Source organism: Tropicimonas sp. TH_r6 (assembly GCF_033101155.1).
GTDB lineage: Bacteria > Pseudomonadota > Alphaproteobacteria > Rhodobacterales > Rhodobacteraceae > Tropicimonas.
Map to the genome: position 1 here is coordinate 1 of NZ_JAWMPX010000047.1, position 19,074 is coordinate 19,074.

Genomic DNA, 19,074 nt, shown 5'->3' on the forward strand with positions numbered 1-19,074 from the left:
GGTCAGCCGACGTTCGCCGCATATTGTCCTAACGTCTCAGATGCGGTGTTAGCAGACCGTTCCCGGTCCACCTGATCGCTTGATGAGCAGCATCTCCCGCTTTAGTTGCCTGCGCCTTGTTCCACGGCGCGGCTTCGCGATGTCCGCATTAACCGTATCTCGATCACTGAACCCGAGGTGGACTGAGGTTTTCCAGTGATGTGTCGCAAACTGATTGTTGAGACGGTGCTAAAATCTTGGCGAAGCAGTCGCGAACGGGAGGTTTCCATGCTGCGCCAACTTATCTGTCCAGTTCTCTTGGGTACGACTCTGCTCACCTTCGGGACACCGAGCGCAACCGCGCAATCCTGGGAGTTTGAGGTGACGCCCTACGCATGGATGGCAGGCCTGCAAGGTGATCTTGGAACTGTACCCGGGTACCCATCGCAACCGGTCGATCTGTCGTTTGGTCAAATCGCTGAGGATCTCGACTACGCCGTCATGTTGTTTGCCAGCGCCCGCAGTGATCCCTGGGTCGTGTTCTTCGATTCCACGATCGTGAAGACGACGAGCAATGAAGATGTGGGCGGCGCCCTCGTGAACTCGATGGAGATCGAGAGCAAGACATCGACGCTTGCCCTGGCAGTAGGACGGACCGTAGCGGCGGGTCCGGCCCACCGGATCGACCTCTATGCCGGGGCCCGGACCTGGTGGTTGGAGAACGACTACAAGGTCGATACCGTTCTTGGAAAGGGGAGCCGCTCCGAGGATGCGAACTGGGTGGATCCTCTGGTTGGCGTCGGCGGGAACTACCGTGCGTCAGAGAAGTGGAACCTGTTCGGCAGCGCCGAGGTCGGTGGTTTCGGCGTGGGAGCGGACATCGAGTGGACGTTGATGGCAGGTGCGACCTACGCCTTCAACGAACGTTTCGGGGTCTCCTTTGCATGGCGCCACCAGGTGGTCGACTACAACAATGATGGCATCGTCTACGACGTCACTCAAACCGGGCCACTGCTGGGTGCGACCTTCAAGTTCTGACGCTCGTTCGAGATGTCGGAGAGAGCTCGCACAAGGGGAAGAGAAATGCTGAAATCAATGATGTCCATCGTGGCAGGCGCGACAGCGTTTGGAGTTGGCCCGGCAATGGCGTGGGATCACCCATCGCACATGATCACGGCGGCAATCGCTTTCGAAGAGATCGAGCGGATGCGCCCGGACCTGATGGAGCGGATCGGGCTGATGCTGATGCGGCACCCCGATCCGGCACCTTTCTGGGTCGCGGCATCAGGTGCCAAAACCAGCAAAGAACGGGCCCGGCGCATGTTCATCGAAGGTGCCCGCTGGCCGGACGATTCCAAGGGTACGAACAATGATCGCCTTTCCTGGCATTCTGCCCGGTTCCCGATCATTGCGGACGACGCTTCTCAGGAGACGAAGGATTTTGTCGCTTCCAGGGATGGCGATCCCGTGGGGGACGCCCTCGAAGTGCTCGAACTGCAAGTGGCGGTCATGGCGAACCCGGAGGCCGGGGCCGACGAACGGTCACTCGCGCTATCGTGGTTCCTGCATGTGCTCGGCGACATCCATCAACCGATGCACGTCACCGACTACTTCAGTGCTGAGTATCCGACCGGAAACGGCGCCGGCGCACTGTCCTATGTCTGGGATCCGATGCAAGAATCGGCAACAACAATGCACATTCTTTGGGACAGCAACTCACTGCGCTCGACGGCATTGGAGGATATCGACCGTCATGCTGCGGACTTCGTAGAGGCGTACCCGCGTGAATCCTTCCCGCAGCTTGCGTCAGATGGCAGCCAACCCGATTTCAGGTCATGGGCCCTTGAAGCCCATCAGATCGCGATCGATTTTGTTTATGGTGAGGGCCTCGAATTCGTCAAGGATCCAGACTCTGACATGGACGCCGAGAAACTCGTCGGCAAGATGGTCAACTACGTTCTGTTCGGGATTTCACCACTCGAAGAGGCCCCCGAGGTGCCGGCGGAATACTGGGAGTCGATGCAGGATCACGCCCACAGCCAGATCACTCTGGCCGGGTACAGGATCGCCGATGTGATTGTCGCGGCAGCAGACAAGCTTCTGGTCGAAAAAACTCTGACCGGACAAATTCTGGAAAGCATGGACAACGTGCAAAGTCGTGCAACCCAGTGAAGGGGCTGCCTGGCAGGTCAAGGCGTAACACACCGTGACTTTCGTACAGCGGAATAGGACGGAAATGCTATGAAACACCGTATCTCACTTACAATGGCCGCCTTGCTTGCCACCACGATCGGGATCACTCCCCCCGCCGTGTCGGAGTCCGGGGAGACGAAGCAGGTCACTGTCGCAGGCCAACAGATTGCCGAGATAATGCCCGGGATGCTCGAAGGTTTCCTCACCGAGGAGGAACAACTCGATAGCAAGGCCTTCGTCCTGCCGGCCCCGGCAGTGGATTCGGCCAGACAGGCGATGGACAGTGCCTGGGCCGCGCAATTGCAGAAGACGCAGGAAGGTGCGCGATGGGATGTCGCAATCGACGATGCGGACCTTGCATTTCCGGCCGCAGCGGACCGGTTCTCCTGTGCATTGGGTATTGAGGTAAGCGAAGAGGGCACCCCGGCGCTCTACCTGCTGCTGCGACGGACCCTGACTGATATTGGTCTGGCGCCCTATTCAGCCAAGAACGCGTATCAGCGGGAGCGACCCTTCATGGTCACCGAGACACCTGTTTGCACGCCGCAGGACGAGGACGCCTTGCGCGAGGACGGCTCCTACCCATCTGGTCACACCGCGATCGGTTGGGGCTGGGCGCTGCTCCTGACCGAACTTGCGCCCGACCGCGCCGAGGAAATCCTGGCCCGCGGCCGCGCCTTCGGCGAGAGCCGCAATGTCTGCAACGCCCATTGGTACAGCGACGTGGTGGCGGGGCGCCTAGTGGGGTCTGCCGCGGTTGCCAGGCTCCATGCCAACGAAGCGTTTCTCGAGGCGATGGATGCTGCCCGCGCCGACATCGAGAGAGCGCGTGAGGCGAACCTTGCGCCCGACTCAGATTGCTCCATCGAGGCGTCGTCGTTGGGCATTGGGAACTGAGAGTGCGGCCTTGGATCTTGCAAATCCCGGGGCAGCCCTGCCTCGGGGCGAATGCTCAGGAGAATTGGCATTATCGTAGCACGCGTTGAAGTCGCCGCCGCTGCGGTCGGCCCCGGTTGACGGGAGAACACGTCGTCGATCGAGATGTCGACCGCCAATGTGAACGCTGTTGGGAATGTCTCATGGGGAGGCAGAACGATGGTCACGAAGAGGTCGTCATCGCAGATTTTTCTTGCCCAGGTGCGTCGGGCCTTGGCCCGACAAGTATCCTTGCAGGATACTTCTGCTGAGGCCGTCGCCGGGCGGTTCGGCTGGAGTGTGCGAAAACTGCAACGACGCTTGAAGGAAAATGGGACCAGCTTCCGAGAGATACGGGCAAGCGTATTGGAGGAACACGCCCGCCGAATGCTCTTGGAACCCGACATGTCCATTGACGAAGTCGCCCAGAAATTGGGGTACAGCGAACCCAACAGCTTCCGCAGAGCCTTCAAATCCTGGACAGGCGCCTCCCCGTCGAACCTGAATAGCTGATCGTGAGAACAACCTCTGATAGCGGGACGTAGAGACTACTGGAGGAGAGATTGCTGTTTCCGTTCCATAGCGCCATTCCGACGCCAAGGCCTCGAAAGACCGTCCCCAGATCGCCGGGAATCAGTCAGAGCTGGCCCTCGATGGGCAGGGCCGCAGCTGTTGCTGCCACTGCCTTTTTCGCGACTGTTGCCTGTGGTTCGCTCCGATACCTCTGCTCAACATCATCATGGCGCCAGGTCCAAAGCAGGTCACCGTCAGCGTCGACTGATACGCGGAACGTGTACCTTGTCAGGTCCTCTTCGATAGCAGCGAGGAAGGCGCGTGCGATTTCCAAATCATCGATGAAGAGGCCCATTTCGGTGTTCAGTTTTATCGAGCGGGGATCGAAGTTGAGGGAGCCGACGAAACTCGTCCTGTCGTCGATGATGACGAGCTTGGTGTGCATGGTCATTCGCGGGCCCGCGCCAGGAGCGACATCGCCGACCAGTTCAGGCGCGTCCGCACGCACCTCATAGATCTCGACACCGGATGCGAGGAGTGGCTTTCGGTGGCGCATGTAGCCGCCGTGTACGTAGGCGTGATTGTTGGCGGCCAGAGAGTTGGTAATAATCCGGACTCGCACGCCACGCGCAGCAAGGTCACTGAACATCTTGGCCCCCCAATCCTCGGGGACAAAATATGGGGTAACGATGGTGACTTGTGTATCTGCTTTGGCGATGTCCTGCATCAAGTTCTCGGCGAGCGGGCGTGTTCCGCCGTGGACAGGCTGCCTGAGTTTTGCCGGCGGATCTGTGACGACATGGGCGTGACCAAAGTACCGCTGAACGCGTCCGGCCGAAACGTCCGCCAAATACCGGGAACCAACAGCGCGTCGGTAAATTCCCTGGATGCCTGCCCTTCTGCGCTCCTCCAGAACGGCTTTTACTTGCGCCAGGTCAACATCCGTCGCGTCGTTCCGCAATGCCTCAACCGGCACGGACCATTTGTCGGACCAGAACAGACTGAACGCTGCCGAGAGCTCCTCGACGGCAGGCCCGGCCATAAATAGATCGAAGTCCGCGAATTCAGTGGCCGTGTCGATCCGGTAGTACTCGTCGGCCAAATTGCGGCCACCCACAATGGCGATACTGCCATCGACAATGAACGCCTTGTTGTGCATCCGACGGTTCACGCGCTTGAAATCGAGCAAGTAGTTGATGGCCGTTGTGCTTCGCCGGGACAGCGGGTTGAAAAGGCGTACACTTATACGCGGGTGCGCCGAGAGATACGCAAGCTGATCATCGCTTGCAGTCGTGAAAACGTCGTCCACCAAAAGTCGCACTGCAACGCCACGATCCGCCGCGTCTATCAGAGCCAGCGAAATGAGAGAACCAGCCTTGTCGGGCTTCACCAGGAATGTCTGCACGTCGATCCGCGACTCCGCCGCAGCGATCATCGAAAGGCGAGCTCCAAGCGCATCGTTCCCGTCCGTTAGAGAAACGAAGCCAGTACGTCCTCCTTCACCTGCAAGGGCCGCCTAGGTGCGTTTCCCGGTCGTCGTCTCCGTAGGGGCCCGTGCAACGGCCGATTCCGATCTGGATGCCCCCAAGGGCACATATGTGCAACTGGCGATCAGGAGCGCCAAAACAACGAAACAGATGTGGCCTTTGGACCATGGAAACGAAGAAGGAAGTGTCATGTTTCAAACGCCCGATCAGATATCCGTTGAGAAGGGGCTGCCGAGGCCGCTTCGGTGCGAGTTTCCCCAAAACTGTTTCCTGTCATCGCAAGCCTTTACCACCCAAGTGCGACCGAACGGATTCGAATGGGAAGGACATCTCCGGATCACATGACGACCAACAACATTGTATCTCGCGGCTTTGCGCCGTCGACGGTTTCTCTTTTCGCGCACCATCTTGATCCTCTGGCAAAACATCTGAAATACGTGGATCGGAGGAGAGGTGTTCAGAGCCGGTGGCCTCGCCGACATCGGCGTTCCCTTCGTCCGGAGATCCTTTTGGCGGGTAGTCGAGGGTTCCCTGCAAGGCGGACAAATGTTCCGCTGGGAAATCCGGGAACGGCATCGTGCGCGAGCGGCGCCAGTCGCTGACTTGCTCCTCTGCCGCGTCCCTCAAGGTTTCGTCCACGCCACCGCTGTCCTTCCCCAAATAAAGTGTTTGGGATGGAAAAGCGTATTCCGTACCGGCGCTTTCTACGATGGTGTCGACGCGGAGAAACACGTCTTCACGAATAGCGAAGAAATCGTTCCACTCACGCGTCAAAGCGTAGATCCGAAGCTTGATGTCGCGCGATGAGGCGCCGGGACCGATATAACGCACCCGAACAGTATCGTTGTCGATGCGAGGGTGGGCATGGACCATTTTGCGGATCTCGGCCAGAACGAAGCGAAGCTGGTCCGATGTCGTTTCGAACCTTAGTCCGATGTTGGAATTGATCAGCATGCGGTCGCATTGCGCCCAGTTTATGAGTTGCATGTCGGCGAATTGAGCGTTGGGTATTGAAATCACCGTACGGTCAAGTGCACGGATTTCGGTAGAGCGGATCCCAATCCGTTCGATGGTGCCGTCAGAAGTCCCAAAGGTGCAGTAATCACCGACCTGCACCGGACGGTCGACATACAGGATGATCCCACCGATGAGGTTTTCGAGCGTCGGCCTGACCGCCAACGCCACGGCCACACCGCCGATGCCAAGACCCGCGAGAACGCTGGCAACAGGAATGCCGACAGTCTGACCCCACCTTGCCACGATGAGCGAAACACCTACGATTCCGATGACGCTCCCGACAAGCTGAATCAAGCCCTTGTTAAGCTCCTCATCCGCGTTGCGTGGGTTTTGCAGGCGTTTCTGTACGGCCAGTTGGACGGCCACCCAGAAAAGCCAGGTGATCGCCAGGTAAGTCAGCAGCAAAAGGCCATCGGCGAGTATCCGGCTCATGCGGCCGAGCGGAATGACCTCTCTCAGCACGACAGGCCAGATCGCGTAGATAACGACGAGAAGTAGTACTGGCGTCAGCAAGCGCAGCCGAACCGCCGAAAGAGATCCTTTTTCATGCGCCCGGATGACCCTTTGATGAACCAGAAGCACCACAATGCCAAACAACCCTAACGCGATGGAAAGCAACCCGATCTTCCAGATCGGCGTATCGAGCCAAGGTTCTCTAATGGCGTCAGGCAGGGACATAACCGCAGACAGCGGGATAGCCGGCCCGGCAATTTGAGGCAGGAATCTCGTCCAGCTCTTGATCGGAAGCGTGGACACGAGCGGCTGATCGGCGATCCCCTCCAGGTACCGGGGGGCGGACGCTATGGCTCTCTGACTGAACAGCCATTCGCCCGATCGGGACGCGTCATCCGTCCGTATGATGCGCAGCGGTGTTCCCGGCACACGCCAATATCCTGTTTCACGATCATCGAGCGCCTCCTCCTCCGGAATATCCTCCAGATCCGGCAGATCGATCCTGCCGAAGATGTCGAGCATGGCGCGGACTGTTGTATCGCCGATGGCATGGCGCTGTGAAACCGGAACATCCTGCAGGTCGATCAGAGACCTCATTTTCGCCGCGATCAGCCCGGTTCGGTCGAGATCCGCGTAGGTCGGTCGGGCCACATAGTTGGTGAGTGCGTTCTCGAATGAGTCCCGTAGAAGAAGGAAAGACGCGAATGTTTCTCGCGGCCCTTCCGTACGTGGGACCGGAACCGGATCTGTCGCCTGTGCCGTGCTCTGACCACCATCGTTCTCAGGAATGACCACCTGAGCCGCGGCAGGCAGGACGAGGGACAGTAAAATGAGTGCAACAAGTGCGAACCTGCCAGACATGGCGCTCTCCCATATGCCCGGATCTGGTTGGCTGGTAGACTTTGGCTCCAGATATGGACAAGACAACACGAAATTCTATAAACAGACCCCGCCGTTTTTCAGCTAAAGTGCTGGGTTTTTCGCCGATATCGGGACCCGACGAAGGTCCTACAGACACCGCTTGCGGTGGTGCGCCGCAGCTCGTGAAACCCGACCTTCGCAATAAACATCCCGTCCGAGACTCCTTGCTTGATGTGGTCGACAATCCGAATTGGCGACGATCTGATCATTCAGGTAACCTCGTCCTGACATAGCTCGTTACTATCGCCGCATGATTGGCGGAGGGGCCCAATTCCCTTCAAGCACCTCCGGTTCGGCACCATAGAGGCGGAGGACAAGATAGATGTCTCCCTCTGGCGCGGGCAGCCAGTTGGAGCGTTGCTCCGGGTCGGTGGGTTCCTCGTGCTGTATGCTGAGCGTGAGCGATCCGTCCTCGGCAAAAGACAGCCCCTCTGTCTTGCTACCAACCTTGTATCGCTCGGCGGGATTGGGATACATGGCCGTCGTTTCAGCGTCGTACAGCGTGAGCGACCAGAAATCTTGCGTGGGCGGGAAACTTTCGGCCTCAAAGCGAAGTGTCGCGCCGGATGCCCCTGTGAGTTGGTTGCCCTCCGAGTCCAGATAGGTCTGTCCATAGACGGCGTGATCCGGTGCATTTGGATAGATCGTTTTGTGTGCGGTGGCGGAGCGGCGATAGTAATCGGTGCCGAACCGGCTGACATCGGACACGTCCCATCGCCAATTCCCAGACATGGCCCCCATCGAGGTCGTGGATTCTTCGAACGCTTCATTGACCTCCGCAATCACATCTTCGATCGCGGCCACGATCTCGGGCGAATAGTCTTCAGCTGGAAATGGTTCACCTGGCACCACTCCAAGCTTGCTGAAACGAGCCATCAGGGGCAGTTCGGATATTGCCGGCGGATGCCAGGCCAGCGCCATGTTGATATAGTCGAACACGCCGATGCCGTTGGCTTTCTCTGCATCCCAGGGCAGGAAATCGAACTCGGGTACTTCCGGCGGAGGCGTGGTACTCAGGATCGCGCTGAGCGGACGCATCTGCATTCCGTCCTGTATGGCATGCGGTGCACTGAGATCGTTCGGGTCGTTCAGGGTCGTCCGGCCGAGCATGACGATGAACTGACCGCGCGTTGTGATCACCCCGTCGAAACGATCCGCCGGCAGCAATCCCTGGTATTCAGGCCCGACCAGTACGTAGTCGCCGGCTTTGTTGTCGGTGGTGAGGGTGCTGATATAGGGCAGCGTCTCAGTCGAGGTGTCGCCCATCTGAAGCATGTAGCTTTCCCCATCGGGAACGTCAGGCACCGTGATCACGATCGGTTCGCGCCGCAAATCGATAATGCCGAGCGAAAACAATGTATCCCGCTGGGTTGTGTCGGCGGTCTCGGGAGGGAATGGCTCGCGATTGTGCGCGAACTCGTTGAACCCCGCCCCCTGCATCAGAGGAGACCCCTCCAGGAGAAGGCTGATGAAGACACGGTAGTTCGACACAAACGCCGCGCCGAAGATATAGGCATCGCGGGCCAGTTCCTCGGCTTGGCTTTGGGTCAGAACCGCTCGGTCATTCGCATGGGCTGCCGGGACGAAGGCGCACAGCGCAGTGGAGGCAAGTATGGCTGTCAGGTATCTCTTTCGCATGTTTACAGGTCCTCCAAGACCTTCTTGCTCCGGATCGAGACGGAGCGAACTAAATCCGGTGCCAAGCACCTTGGCGTCCACTTGGTGGTGTCGCGACTTAGTCGGCCTCCTCAACCGCCGGGAAACTCCAACTGCCGTCGACCGCCGCGGTGCCAGGACGATAGAGGCGCACGATGTAGTTCCACCCGTCCATGATCGGCAGGCAGTTCACACGGTCCTCATCACACCCTCCGAGATGGACGGTCATTGAGCCGTCGTCGTTGGGCGTCCCGGTCACGCTGTTGACGCTGTAGGCGTCCTGGGCGTTCTGTTCGAAAAAACCGTCGGCATTGTAGAGACTGACGGACCAGAACTCTTCTGCGGGCACGTCTGTGGGCACTTCGATCTTGTACGTCCCGACTGGCAGGCCCGGCTCCACGTTGATGTACATGGCCTGATCATCTGGCAGCCCGCCCCATCCGATGGCCGCTCCGACCATGTATCTCACGGGATCGACTTCGCCCTTCCTCCCGAACGTCCGTGCACTGTCAGGCACAAAGCGGCCAAGCTCGATGACGGCCTTCAGAACCCCGTCGAAGCGTTCCCTGTTGTAGTCGGGCACGATGAACGGATTGGAGGATGCCGCCTCGATCCTCATCTGGTCCTGAAGCGAATGGACCTCGTCAACGTCCTCTGGGTCGGACGCATCGACGAGGGTCCGGATGATTGCCAGAACATACGGCGTTTCGAAGGTTTCCATGTCGAGCGTGTAGGAACCGCCGCCTATGAAGACCTCGTCCATGAAGTGGTCCTGGTTGACGATTTGCGCTGAGATGTAGCGATCTCCTGTCTCCGGCAGGACGAGCCTCGCGCCCTCGCTGATGTCGATCACGGCCTGGCTATAGAGCGTATCGCGGTTCATTCGGATCGTGGGTTGTGTGTCGATCGCCGTGGGCTCGCGCATGTGATTAAACTCATTCACCCCACCCACCAGATCGACGTATTTCCCGAACTCAATGTCCGAGGCGGCGCGGACAAAGTTGTCAACCGCGACATCGATTTCCTGGGCTGCGGCGGGGCCGGCGCAGACGGCCGCTCCGTATATCGCCAACCAGAACGGGAAGTACTTGGTTGTGTTCGAGATCATGGTTCTCTCCTTTTCAATCTGAACCAGAGCGCGATGGTGCCAGCGCAACCGCAAAGCAGGGAAGCGAACGCGGCCTGCCAACAGTCCGGCCGACCCCGGGTGAAACCGACGCCGATCGCGCTCCACAGGCGCTGCGAGGCGCCCGTGGAAGCAGGCAGATCAGTCGAAGCCCTTGCGGTCGTAGGCACCGAACAGCGAAGGATCGAGGCCCTTGCGATCAAACAGGCCCTTCAGCGCGATATTGGCAATCTCGGGGCCGTTCTCGGTCATCGTCACCCACATGATGTGATCGACGTTGCCCGGACCGTCCTGGTGGAACGAGGCGCCGGCCGGGCCTATGGTGATGTGCTCATAGCCGTCGATCTCGTCGTAATCGTAGTAGTGCAGATGGCCGGCGATGAAGGTGTGATCCCGGTCCTTGAGCATTTCCTGAATCGCCTTGAAGCTGTCGGAGGAATTCTCCCAGGCCGGTTCGTGCAGGAACAGGAATGTCCAGCGCACGTCAGGATTATCGGCAAGCGCAGCTTCGATGAAGGCGATCTGACCGTCGTCGAACTCGACCGCGTGGGCCAGACCGGCGACGACCGACTCGTCAGACAGGAATTCCTGCATGAGTGCGCTCGCTGCCGCGGGATCGTCCGTTTGCAGGCGATTGTAGAGATCCAGCTTTTCCTTGATGTCAGCGGGTGCCTCGCGCGGAGGATCCTCACTGTCCAGAACGAGGAAAAGCGTGTCGCCGTAGACGAAGCTGTAGCGACTTGCACCATACCGTTCGCGATACACTTCCTGCGCGGTCGCGTTGGCGATGTCGTGGTTGCCTGGCGTGCGGAAGAACGGCGCCCCGAGCCTCTCGAGCATCGCATCGGTCTCGTCCCATTCGGCGTTCAACTCAGCGGGATCATCGCTGTAACCTTCGATCAGGTCACCAACATTGATCACGAATTCCGGCTGCAGAAGTCGGACCTGCTCTACCGCCAGTTCGAACGTCCTTTCGACGTTCGCGCCTCCTGTCCGGTCGCCGATCACCACGAACTGGAAATTCTCGGGATCGTTCAGAAATTCCTCGGAGGTCCAGGGTTTCGCCCCTGGAAGCGCCTCTGCATTGTAGCTGAACTCGGCGGCCGTGGTCGGGACACCTCCCGATAGGACGATGCTGCCGGCGAGCAAAGCCGTAGCCCATAGCTTCAGTCTTGATTTGGACATTTCTTCCTCCCAGTCCTCGAGACGCGTTCTTTCGAATGGCGCAATTCAGGTGGGACGGATTCGCGTTGCGCGCAGGCCGCTTAAAAGCCCGCAAGCAACTCCCTTACGCCAAGCCGCGTTCGGTCCTTCAGTACACAGCTTCCTTGACCGCGATATCGACGGCCCCGGCGAGCAGTGCATCTGGATCGGCTTCGCACGCCTCCTCAAGGGCCTCGACAAACTCGTCCTTGAGAGTATTGCGCTCGGCTTCGTCCGGGATCGATGCCTCGATGTCGATTTCACGATTGAAGAGCGAGACCATCGCCATCAGGCGAACGATCTGCGAGACCTTCTCCTCGTCTTCGCCAAAGTTTGCGATCACGCTCTCACAGCTGTGGTGCATGAACGGCATGGCCTCATCCAGAATGCGGTCCATTTCCGCGTCTGCATTTGCCGTGGTGCCCAACGAGACGAGCAATCCGACAGCGATAGGGACACCAATGATAGAGTGTCTCATGGTTTTCTCCGTTTTTGACTTTTGCGACATTCCAGTGATCGCGTGGCGCTACTTGCGGTATCCCGCGATCGCGCCAACCACGGCTCCTGCCGATGCGCCATTCTGGCCGCCGACCAGGTATCCGACACTGCCCCCTATGACGGCGCCTGACATGGTGTTGTGGGTGCGTGTGCGTGCCTCTGCAGCACCGAGCAGAGCCAGGCTTGCGGCCAAGGCAATCGCGAACGATGCAGACATCGTCTTGTTAAGTCTCGTCATGTCGATCCTCCCTTGCGGTCTCACTTGAGCCAACACTTGGCCCGATCAGCCCCGCGCCGCCACGAATGCTGCCATGAGTGGTTCACCCGGATTGTTGATGCAGAAATCGAGGACTGCATCGGTTGCTTCGGTCAGCTCCGGCGCATTGAACTCGAGCTCGTTCAGTTTCCCGCTCATGTAGCCGTGCATGAAAGCCATGGTGAAATCGCGCTCGAAGCCACTTCTGACGAGCATATCGCGGCATGAAAACTCACCAATCGGCACGACCAGGTTGGCCTCCAGGGCCATCGCGCCAGTCGCGGAGAGTGTTACGAAAAGAGCGGCCAGCGTCAGTTTTCGGGTCTTCATGGGTATCCTCCCTTTCGCTCAATTGTAGAAAACGCCGTTGAGGCATCCGTGAAAGTACTTCTGGTAGCGGGCGTTCCGATCCGAAGCTCCTGCCGTGCCGCCGACGATCGCACCCAATGCCGCTCCCTTCTGGCGGGCTTTCAGAGAGCCCTTGGCAACGTGTCCGATGGCAACCCCAGTGATGGCGCCAGCAACGCTCCCGCCGACGACACCGCCCGATTTCGCATTTGCCTTGTCGCGGGCATAGGTCTCGCAGTAGGGGACGTCGTACTTCTGTTGCGCTGTCGCTGGCGCTATCCCGAGCGCGGCGACGAATGTCGCCATCGCGATCCCGGCAGAAACTCCCGCAATGCGAACTAACATGACAGATATCCTCCTCTGTGGGCTTGTCTTTGGCCCGCACGGCGAACCGTGCGGGCCTTTATGACAGGCATGCCCTTCTGCTTGGGCCCGACCTCGAGGTACTGGCGATGATATGGTCGGGTCGAGCAGGCACCCCTGTGCATCTCGGTATCCGTGTGAACGCCTTGGCATCCGGGCTTCTCGCATCGATGCTGTACCGTATGCCCGCTTCACGGATTGGCGTTTCAAACCAATCCCGGACGTCTCTTTTCTGCCTGAATGCGTTGTTGTCTGGAGCGATGTCTTCGGGCAACGACAGCGAATTGACACTGACTGCCAAGCCCTCAGTGGTCGCAAAAACATGTCGCACGCTTTTTGCGAACAGAGCACTCCTGTGAGCATGAGAGACTCGCATCGTTTGCCTTCCCGAGATCGTTAATTGATGTTACCAATACTTAGCTATCATTTTGCGTCACGGCGGGGCGGCCTGCGAAAGCCTCTGTCCTTGGCAATTTTCGGAGGTCTGGTTTGTGGCCCTTTGGCAACGAGATACGGACCAACCTTCCAGAGGTTAGTGTTCTCTCTGTAACGATTTTCTCACATGTTTTCATCGGCTCCGCGCACGGACGTCTTTCCCGGGGGAAACCACGCGCGATCGCGAAGGAATACGCGCCATGAGGACTCCCATGGTCACCAAGACGGCTCTCGCAAAGGTCGTCGACATCCTGGATGGGATCGGATCCGTCTCGACGACGGATCGCGGCTTGAGGACGGTCGGCATCACACGACGATCGCTCAGGCATTCGCCCGGTTTCGTGCCCTACGAGTCAAGTGTCTTGCTCGGCGAGACCGTTGCGAGAATTCTTGGGGAACCTCACCTCGGCGCAATGGTTGGCACCAAGTTCGAATACCGTGCACTTGGCAGTTATTCGACCCATGTGTTGGCTGCGCCGAACCTGTTGCGGGCGATGAACCGTGGTGTTCAGGCGCTCAACTACGTGAATCCCGGATGTTCTGTCATTCTCCGCTATGAAGGCCAGTATCTGGTGATTTCATTTGATCCAAACCTGCCGCAATCCCAGGGCAGTCGGATGGTCAACGAGTCCCTGCCATTCCTGCTCGCCTCCCTGGTGCGTGAGTACGTTGGTCCTGATTGGTTGCCGGCCTGGGTGGAACTTCCGGATCGGCCGATAACGGCTGAAGGGAACCTGGAAGAGCTTTTTGGCACCGACATTCGATTTGGCGCTGCGATGCCCGGTGTCGCCATGCGGCAGACCGATCTCTTTGCTCCAAATCCGCGCCCTGTGACCCGGGATGCGGCTATTACGTCTTCGGATTTAAGCCGGGAACTGGGAATCGAACCGATTCATTCGTTTGTGGACGAAGTTCAGCACATGTTGGTGTTGCAGTATCTTCTTGGCGACACCTCGGCAGAAGCCGTAGCAAAGCGTCTCTCGCTCGGTGTTCGCGGCATGCAGCGGCGCCTGCAGGAGCAAGGAACAAACTATCGAGAAATGAAACAGGCCTTCTTGCGCAATCGCGCCTGTATCCTTTTGCGGCAGTCGAACGCCTCCGTCGACGAGATTTCGAAGCTGCTCGGATATGATGAGCCCAACAACTTCCGACGCGCTTTCCACAAGTGGACGGGTGTTTCTCCGCTTCGCTACGTCAACTTGCACCAAACCTGATCAGTCGACGGGGCGATCCAAAAGTAGATCACGGGAAAGACCGAGGCGTCTCGTTGGGATACAGACCTGCCGTTCGCTGGTTTCAAATCGAAGGGCCGCTGTGGGCCGAAAGCGCCGGCCCTCGGATTGAGTGCCGCGTCATCGACGCCGCGGTGCAGAACTTCGCAAGAAGGGCGGATTGCCGACATTCGCTACGAATTGGGGAAACGACCGCGTTGGGGAAGTTGTATGAGCTTACAGACTGGACCTGTGCTCTGAGATACTCTTTAACGCGGCAAACTGGGTTGGCGAAACACCCGTTATGTTCTTGAACGCCCGGGCAAAATTCTGGGGGCAGTCGTAGCCGAGTTCCATGGCAATATCTCGAATGGACATCCCGCCGTGTTTCAGGAGCTCCTTGGCCCGACCAACAACCACTTGGTTGGTCAGAGACCGGAAAGTCGTTCCCTCTTCCCGAAGGCGGCGCTGTAGCGAGCGGGGCCCCAGATCGAGCGCCTGTGCGGTCTTGTCCAGTGATATCCCGCTGGCCTTGATCTGAAGTCGCAGAACGCTCGAAACGATTTCGACCAAGACTCGCGGCGTGCCGGTTGCCCTTTCTCGCCTGAGTTCTTCAATCGTCGCGATCCGTTCTGTTGACCTCTCTGCCCGAACCCCCAGGGCATCGCGGTGAAAGCAGATTCCCAGGTGGCCGGCGTTCCAGTGAACTGGGCATCGGAAGGTGATCTCGGCGTCGTCGGCAAGCTCGACAGGTGGGAAGTCGCAGTGGATGCGAACAGGACACCAATCTGCCACATGATAGTGTCGAAAGATGCTCAGCATCGAACCCAGAGCCGAAAATGCAATATCCGGATAGGCCGGGTGGCCGGTCAGACCGAACCGATATTCGTAGCAGACCAGATCCCGGTCAAATCTGAACCCAGTGCTGTCTGTCGATGAATGATAGGGCATGATCCTTCGAGCACGTTCCAGCGCAGCGCCCAGTGTAGACGCTGAAAGCACGTAGCGTCCCCAAGCATCGTAGTCCAGAACGCTGAGGTTTGGCGCCCAGAGCAGCCCGACATTTCGTTCCCCGAGCCCTCGCCCGACCTCGCTCACGAAATCCGCCAGAGCTCTTTTGGGGATATAGCCGTCACGGTGGTCAACGAACTGGTGCGGAAGCCCGGATATGGCCATCGCGGTGTCGAGTGACCGTGATCCAATTTTCTCGAGAACCAATTGAGGCATCAACCCGAGCGACTTGGCCGAAATCATCGGAGGAAGTGCCATGACGCCTTATGCTCTCCTCGTGCGTTGTCGTGAAATGATACGTCATAAGGGGGAAGAATGTGCGATGTTTTTGTTCAGGTCTCGATTCCTCCAACTTTTCAATAGGGGTAAGTCAATGATGTCTGCTCTACCGCGCCTCGCATGTCTCTCTTTTCTGGCGCTTGGGTCCGCTGCGCTCTCGCCCGTTTCCGCACAGGCACAGATGTCGGAAGTCGCGCGTGACGCCCTCGTGCGCCGATCTTGCGAGCTCGCAATCTGGGCGCTGCCCGCCGTCGCAATCTATGATCTCGAACTTGCAATCTTGCGCGACGCCGGCGCGGAGCCGGGCACGATCGCCTATATGACCGCGCCCATGGACTCCCGCCATGGCATGCTGACCGCCAACGACGTGACGCCATACGTCTTCGCGGGGATGCCGCTGAACGGTGAGCCGCACGTGATTGAGGTGCCGCCGATCGGTGAGAAGGCGCAGCTCTTTGGCTCTGTTCTCAATGCCTGGCAACGCCCCCTTGTCGATGTGGGGCCGTCCGGCGAGGACGCAGGAGAAGGCGGACGCTACCTCATTGTCCCGCCAGGATACCAAGGGGAGATCCCCTCCGAGGACTACATCGTCGTCCAGTCGGATACAGCGGCGGTCCATTTTTCATTCCGTCCAGTCGCCATCAACGGCGGCCAGATGGCGGACCAGTCGACCTACTCTCAAAGCGTCAGCGTTTACCCTCTGTCCGATCCGGATGCGACCTGGCCCTACATAGATGTCTACGAGAACCCGGTGAACACGTTGCCGGTTTATGACTACACCTTCTTCACGGATCTCAACACGGCAATGCAGCGCGAGATGCCGCTCGAACGTGACTACGCCATGACCGGGCGCCTTGCATCTATCGGGATCGTGCCGGGGGAACCGTTCGACCCCGACGAGGAAACCAAGGCGGCAATGCTCGAAGGTCTGCAATGTGCCTATGACTACATGCAGCATGGCTTCGAGAGCGAAGGCGGGGGCCTGAAGCGGCTTTGGGATGACCGCCAGCATGGCACATTCAACTTCCCACTTGAGCAAGCCAAGAAGGGCCTTCCCTTCATCAACGACACCGGCCTAATGATCGACAAACGGGCCTACATGTACTTCTACGTCACCTATCTGCCCAAGACTCTGGGCGGCGGCACCTACTACATCTCTGGGCTCCGCGACTCTGGTGGGGAATTGCTGAACGGTGAAGATACTTATCGCCTGAACGTCCCGGCCGATACGCCAGCCGAGGATTTCTGGTCGGTGATCGTATACAGCATGGAAACCAAGGGCTTCATTCAAGGCAAAGAACGGGTCGGCCTGGCCTCTCCGAACATGGAAAACATGATCCAGAACGACGACGGGTCAATCGACGTCTACTTTGCACCTGAAGCTCCAGAAGGCATGGAGGCCAACTGGATTCCGACGGGTGAGGACTGGTTCATCCTGTTCCGCCTCTACGGACCCAGCGAGGGCTGGTACGAAAGCGGCTGGCAATTGCCGGATTTCGAGAAGCTTCAGTAGGTGAAGATTTCACTTTACGGAAAAGGGACAGAAAACATGACCCGCATTGTCGCCTGTGCATCCGCACTCCTCCTGTCTGCGCTCGCCAATCCTGCAAGCGCAGAGTCGGCCTATGCCGCCGACGTTCCCGAGAGCGTCACGACCCCAGACGTTGTAGACACCTACTCTTTGGGAACACTCGAATTTTTTGACGGGATGCCCAGCCCGGAGACGGTCGATAAGCTCTACGACACTCTGGATCTGATAAGAGGAACGACGGCGTTCCTCGATGGGATTCCAGTTGCCGCCATCCAGGCATTCGTAAACGGGTTCGACGAAATTGGTTTAGGCGTCAACGAAGTCGGTATGACCGAAACGCTAATGGATGCGAGATCCATCTGGCTGACTGCGAATACTACAACGATCTATGTTACCAGCATCGTAGACACATCCGAAGGACCGGTGGTGATCGAAGTGCCGCCGGGAATCCTGGCTCTATTGGATGATGCGGAGTTCACATATGTCGCCGATTTTGGTCCGCTCGGCCCTGATGAAGGCAAGGGCGGAAAGTACCTTCTGCTTCCGCCCCACTACGAGGGCGATGTGCCCGAGGGGTATTTCGTCGTTCGCTCGAAGACCTACTATCACTGGTTGCTCGGACGCATGTCCCCTGATGAGAACGGGGACACGATGGCTTCAGTGAACACAGTCAAGCAGAATATGAACATCTATCCGCTCTCCCAGGCAGACAATCCGCCAGAGGAGACCTTTCACAATCTAAGCGGCCTAAAGCACAACACGGTTCACGCCAACAACATCGAGTTCTTCCATGAGATCAACCAGGCCGTGCAGCGCGAACCCGAGGACGCGTTCAATCCCGAACTTCTTGGCAAATTTGCATCCGTGGGGATCAGAAAGGGCGAACCATTCGAACTGGATGAGCGCATGACCCGGATTCTGACCGAGGCCGCGTCGATCGCGAACGGGGTAGCAAGGGCGATCACATATGCAGGCCGAGACCCGGAGATCTATTTCTACGAAGACCGCCAATGGAACTCGCCCTTCCAACGGCAAAGCTATCAATTCTTGGTAGATGGAGCCCGCGTGCTCGATGACCGAACCTATTTTCACTACATGGCAACGGGTATCACGCCGGCGATGACGGCCCCGCCGGTAGGATCGGGATCGGTCTACGCAATGACTGCCCGCGACATAAACGGCGACTATCTGGATGGGTCGAAGACCTACAAGGTCGATCTCCCCGGCCCGGTTCCCGCGGCCAACTTCTGGTCCTTCATGATGTATAGCGGACAGACGCGATCGATGCTCGAGACTGACCAAAAGTTTCCGGGCATGGACTCAAATCGGGACGGAATTCGGGCAAACGACGACGGCGGCTTTAGCGTCTATGTCGGCCCCAAAGCGCCGGAAGGCTGGGAGAACAACTGGGTCCAGACAATGCCTGGCAAGAGCTTCAACATGATGTTCCGTCTCTACGGTCCGCTCGAACCCTGGTTCGACAAGACATGGAAGCCCAGCGACTTTGTTCCGGTGGAGTGACGGCAGTTCGTGTCCCGGACGTTAGTTTTCGCTGGTGTCCGACCGATCGCCTTCCATCGAAACCAAACACCAATGCACGAGCGCGACAAGCTGCTGCTGCTCACATAGACTGGAAGCGAAAGCTGTCATTGGTTGCCCATGCGCCGGACAACTGCTTT

At 58.4% G+C, this 19,074-nt stretch carries 17 protein-coding genes; 7 read left to right on the top strand and 10 right to left on the bottom strand.

Annotated features, from left to right (window positions below):
• Positions 1-267 precede the first annotated feature (267 nt).
• From R3X27_RS24250 to R3X27_RS25730, 4 genes are all read left to right on the top strand, one after another.
• Entirely contained in the window at positions 268-1,017 is a 750-nt protein-coding gene (locus R3X27_RS24250) for a hypothetical protein (RefSeq protein ID WP_317711490.1), read from the top strand.
• A 45-nt stretch (positions 1,018-1,062) separates the two neighbouring features.
• Positions 1,063-2,151, top strand: a complete 1,089-nt coding sequence (locus tag R3X27_RS24255) for a S1/P1 nuclease (protein WP_317711491.1) — start codon at positions 1,063-1,065, stop codon at positions 2,149-2,151.
• Between the two features lie 69 nt (positions 2,152-2,220).
• Positions 2,221-3,069 carry a phosphatase PAP2 family protein gene (locus R3X27_RS24260; RefSeq protein WP_317711492.1) on the top strand — a complete coding sequence of 283 codons (849 nt, stop codon included), beginning with the start codon at positions 2,221-2,223 and terminating at the stop codon, positions 3,067-3,069.
• A gap of 198 nt (positions 3,070-3,267) precedes the next feature.
• Complete coding sequence (locus R3X27_RS25730) at positions 3,268-3,600, top strand: helix-turn-helix transcriptional regulator (protein WP_411572538.1); 333 nt, start codon at positions 3,268-3,270, stop codon at positions 3,598-3,600.
• Positions 3,601-3,724: 124 nt separating this feature from the next.
• Here R3X27_RS25730 and R3X27_RS24265 read toward each other — a convergent pair whose 3' ends face one another.
• From R3X27_RS24265 to R3X27_RS24305, 9 genes are all read right to left on the bottom strand, one after another.
• On the bottom strand, positions 3,725-5,035 hold the full coding sequence (locus R3X27_RS24265; RefSeq protein ID WP_317711493.1) for a phospholipase D family protein: 1,311 nt from the start codon (positions 5,033-5,035) through the stop codon (positions 3,725-3,727).
• A 325-nt stretch (positions 5,036-5,360) separates the two neighbouring features.
• Positions 5,361-7,418 (bottom strand): mechanosensitive ion channel family protein, encoded by a 2,058-nt coding sequence (locus R3X27_RS24270; RefSeq protein ID WP_317711494.1) that lies wholly within the window; start codon positions 7,416-7,418, stop codon positions 5,361-5,363.
• A 300-nt stretch (positions 7,419-7,718) separates the two neighbouring features.
• Positions 7,719-9,116 (bottom strand): DUF1254 domain-containing protein, encoded by a 1,398-nt coding sequence (locus tag R3X27_RS24275; protein ID WP_317711495.1) that lies wholly within the window; start codon positions 9,114-9,116, stop codon positions 7,719-7,721.
• 97 nt (positions 9,117-9,213) lie between these two features.
• Positions 9,214-10,242: a DUF1214 domain-containing protein gene (locus R3X27_RS24280; protein ID WP_317711496.1), complete on the bottom strand. Its 1,029-nt coding sequence runs from the start codon at positions 10,240-10,242 to the stop codon at positions 9,214-9,216.
• Positions 10,243-10,401: 159 nt separating this feature from the next.
• Positions 10,402-11,445, bottom strand: coding sequence for a metallophosphoesterase family protein (locus tag R3X27_RS24285; protein ID WP_317711497.1), 1,044 nt, complete (start codon positions 11,443-11,445; stop codon positions 10,402-10,404).
• A gap of 127 nt (positions 11,446-11,572) precedes the next feature.
• A complete protein-coding gene (locus R3X27_RS24290; protein ID WP_317711498.1) occupies positions 11,573-11,860 on the bottom strand; it encodes a hypothetical protein in 288 nt (95 codons plus the stop codon).
• A 129-nt stretch (positions 11,861-11,989) separates the two neighbouring features.
• A complete protein-coding gene (locus tag R3X27_RS24295; RefSeq protein ID WP_317711499.1) occupies positions 11,990-12,199 on the bottom strand; it encodes a hypothetical protein in 210 nt (69 codons plus the stop codon).
• Positions 12,200-12,244: 45 nt separating this feature from the next.
• Positions 12,245-12,547 (bottom strand): HdeA/HdeB family chaperone, encoded by a 303-nt coding sequence (locus R3X27_RS24300; protein WP_317711500.1) that lies wholly within the window; start codon positions 12,545-12,547, stop codon positions 12,245-12,247.
• Positions 12,548-12,565: 18 nt separating this feature from the next.
• The gene (locus R3X27_RS24305; protein ID WP_317711501.1) at positions 12,566-12,910 is read right to left on the bottom strand and encodes a hypothetical protein; all 345 of its coding nucleotides are present in this window, start codon (positions 12,908-12,910) and stop codon (positions 12,566-12,568) included.
• 665 nt (positions 12,911-13,575) lie between these two features.
• Here R3X27_RS24305 and R3X27_RS24310 point away from each other — a divergent pair.
• Entirely contained in the window at positions 13,576-14,577 is a 1,002-nt protein-coding gene (locus R3X27_RS24310; protein ID WP_317711502.1) for an AraC family transcriptional regulator, read from the top strand.
• Between the two features lie 234 nt (positions 14,578-14,811).
• Here the strand turns inward: R3X27_RS24310 and R3X27_RS24315 are convergent, their stop codons facing one another.
• Positions 14,812-15,843: an AraC family transcriptional regulator ligand-binding domain-containing protein gene (locus R3X27_RS24315; protein WP_317711503.1), complete on the bottom strand. Its 1,032-nt coding sequence runs from the start codon at positions 15,841-15,843 to the stop codon at positions 14,812-14,814.
• A 202-nt stretch (positions 15,844-16,045) separates the two neighbouring features.
• On the opposite strand from R3X27_RS24315, the gene R3X27_RS24320 reads away from it, so the two are divergent.
• Complete coding sequence (locus R3X27_RS24320; protein ID WP_317711504.1) at positions 16,046-17,377, top strand: DUF1214 domain-containing protein; 1,332 nt, start codon at positions 16,046-16,048, stop codon at positions 17,375-17,377.
• A gap of 36 nt (positions 17,378-17,413) precedes the next feature.
• The gene (locus tag R3X27_RS24325; protein ID WP_317711505.1) at positions 17,414-18,916 is read left to right on the top strand and encodes a DUF1254 domain-containing protein; all 1,503 of its coding nucleotides are present in this window, start codon (positions 17,414-17,416) and stop codon (positions 18,914-18,916) included.
• Positions 18,917-19,074 lie beyond the last annotated feature (158 nt).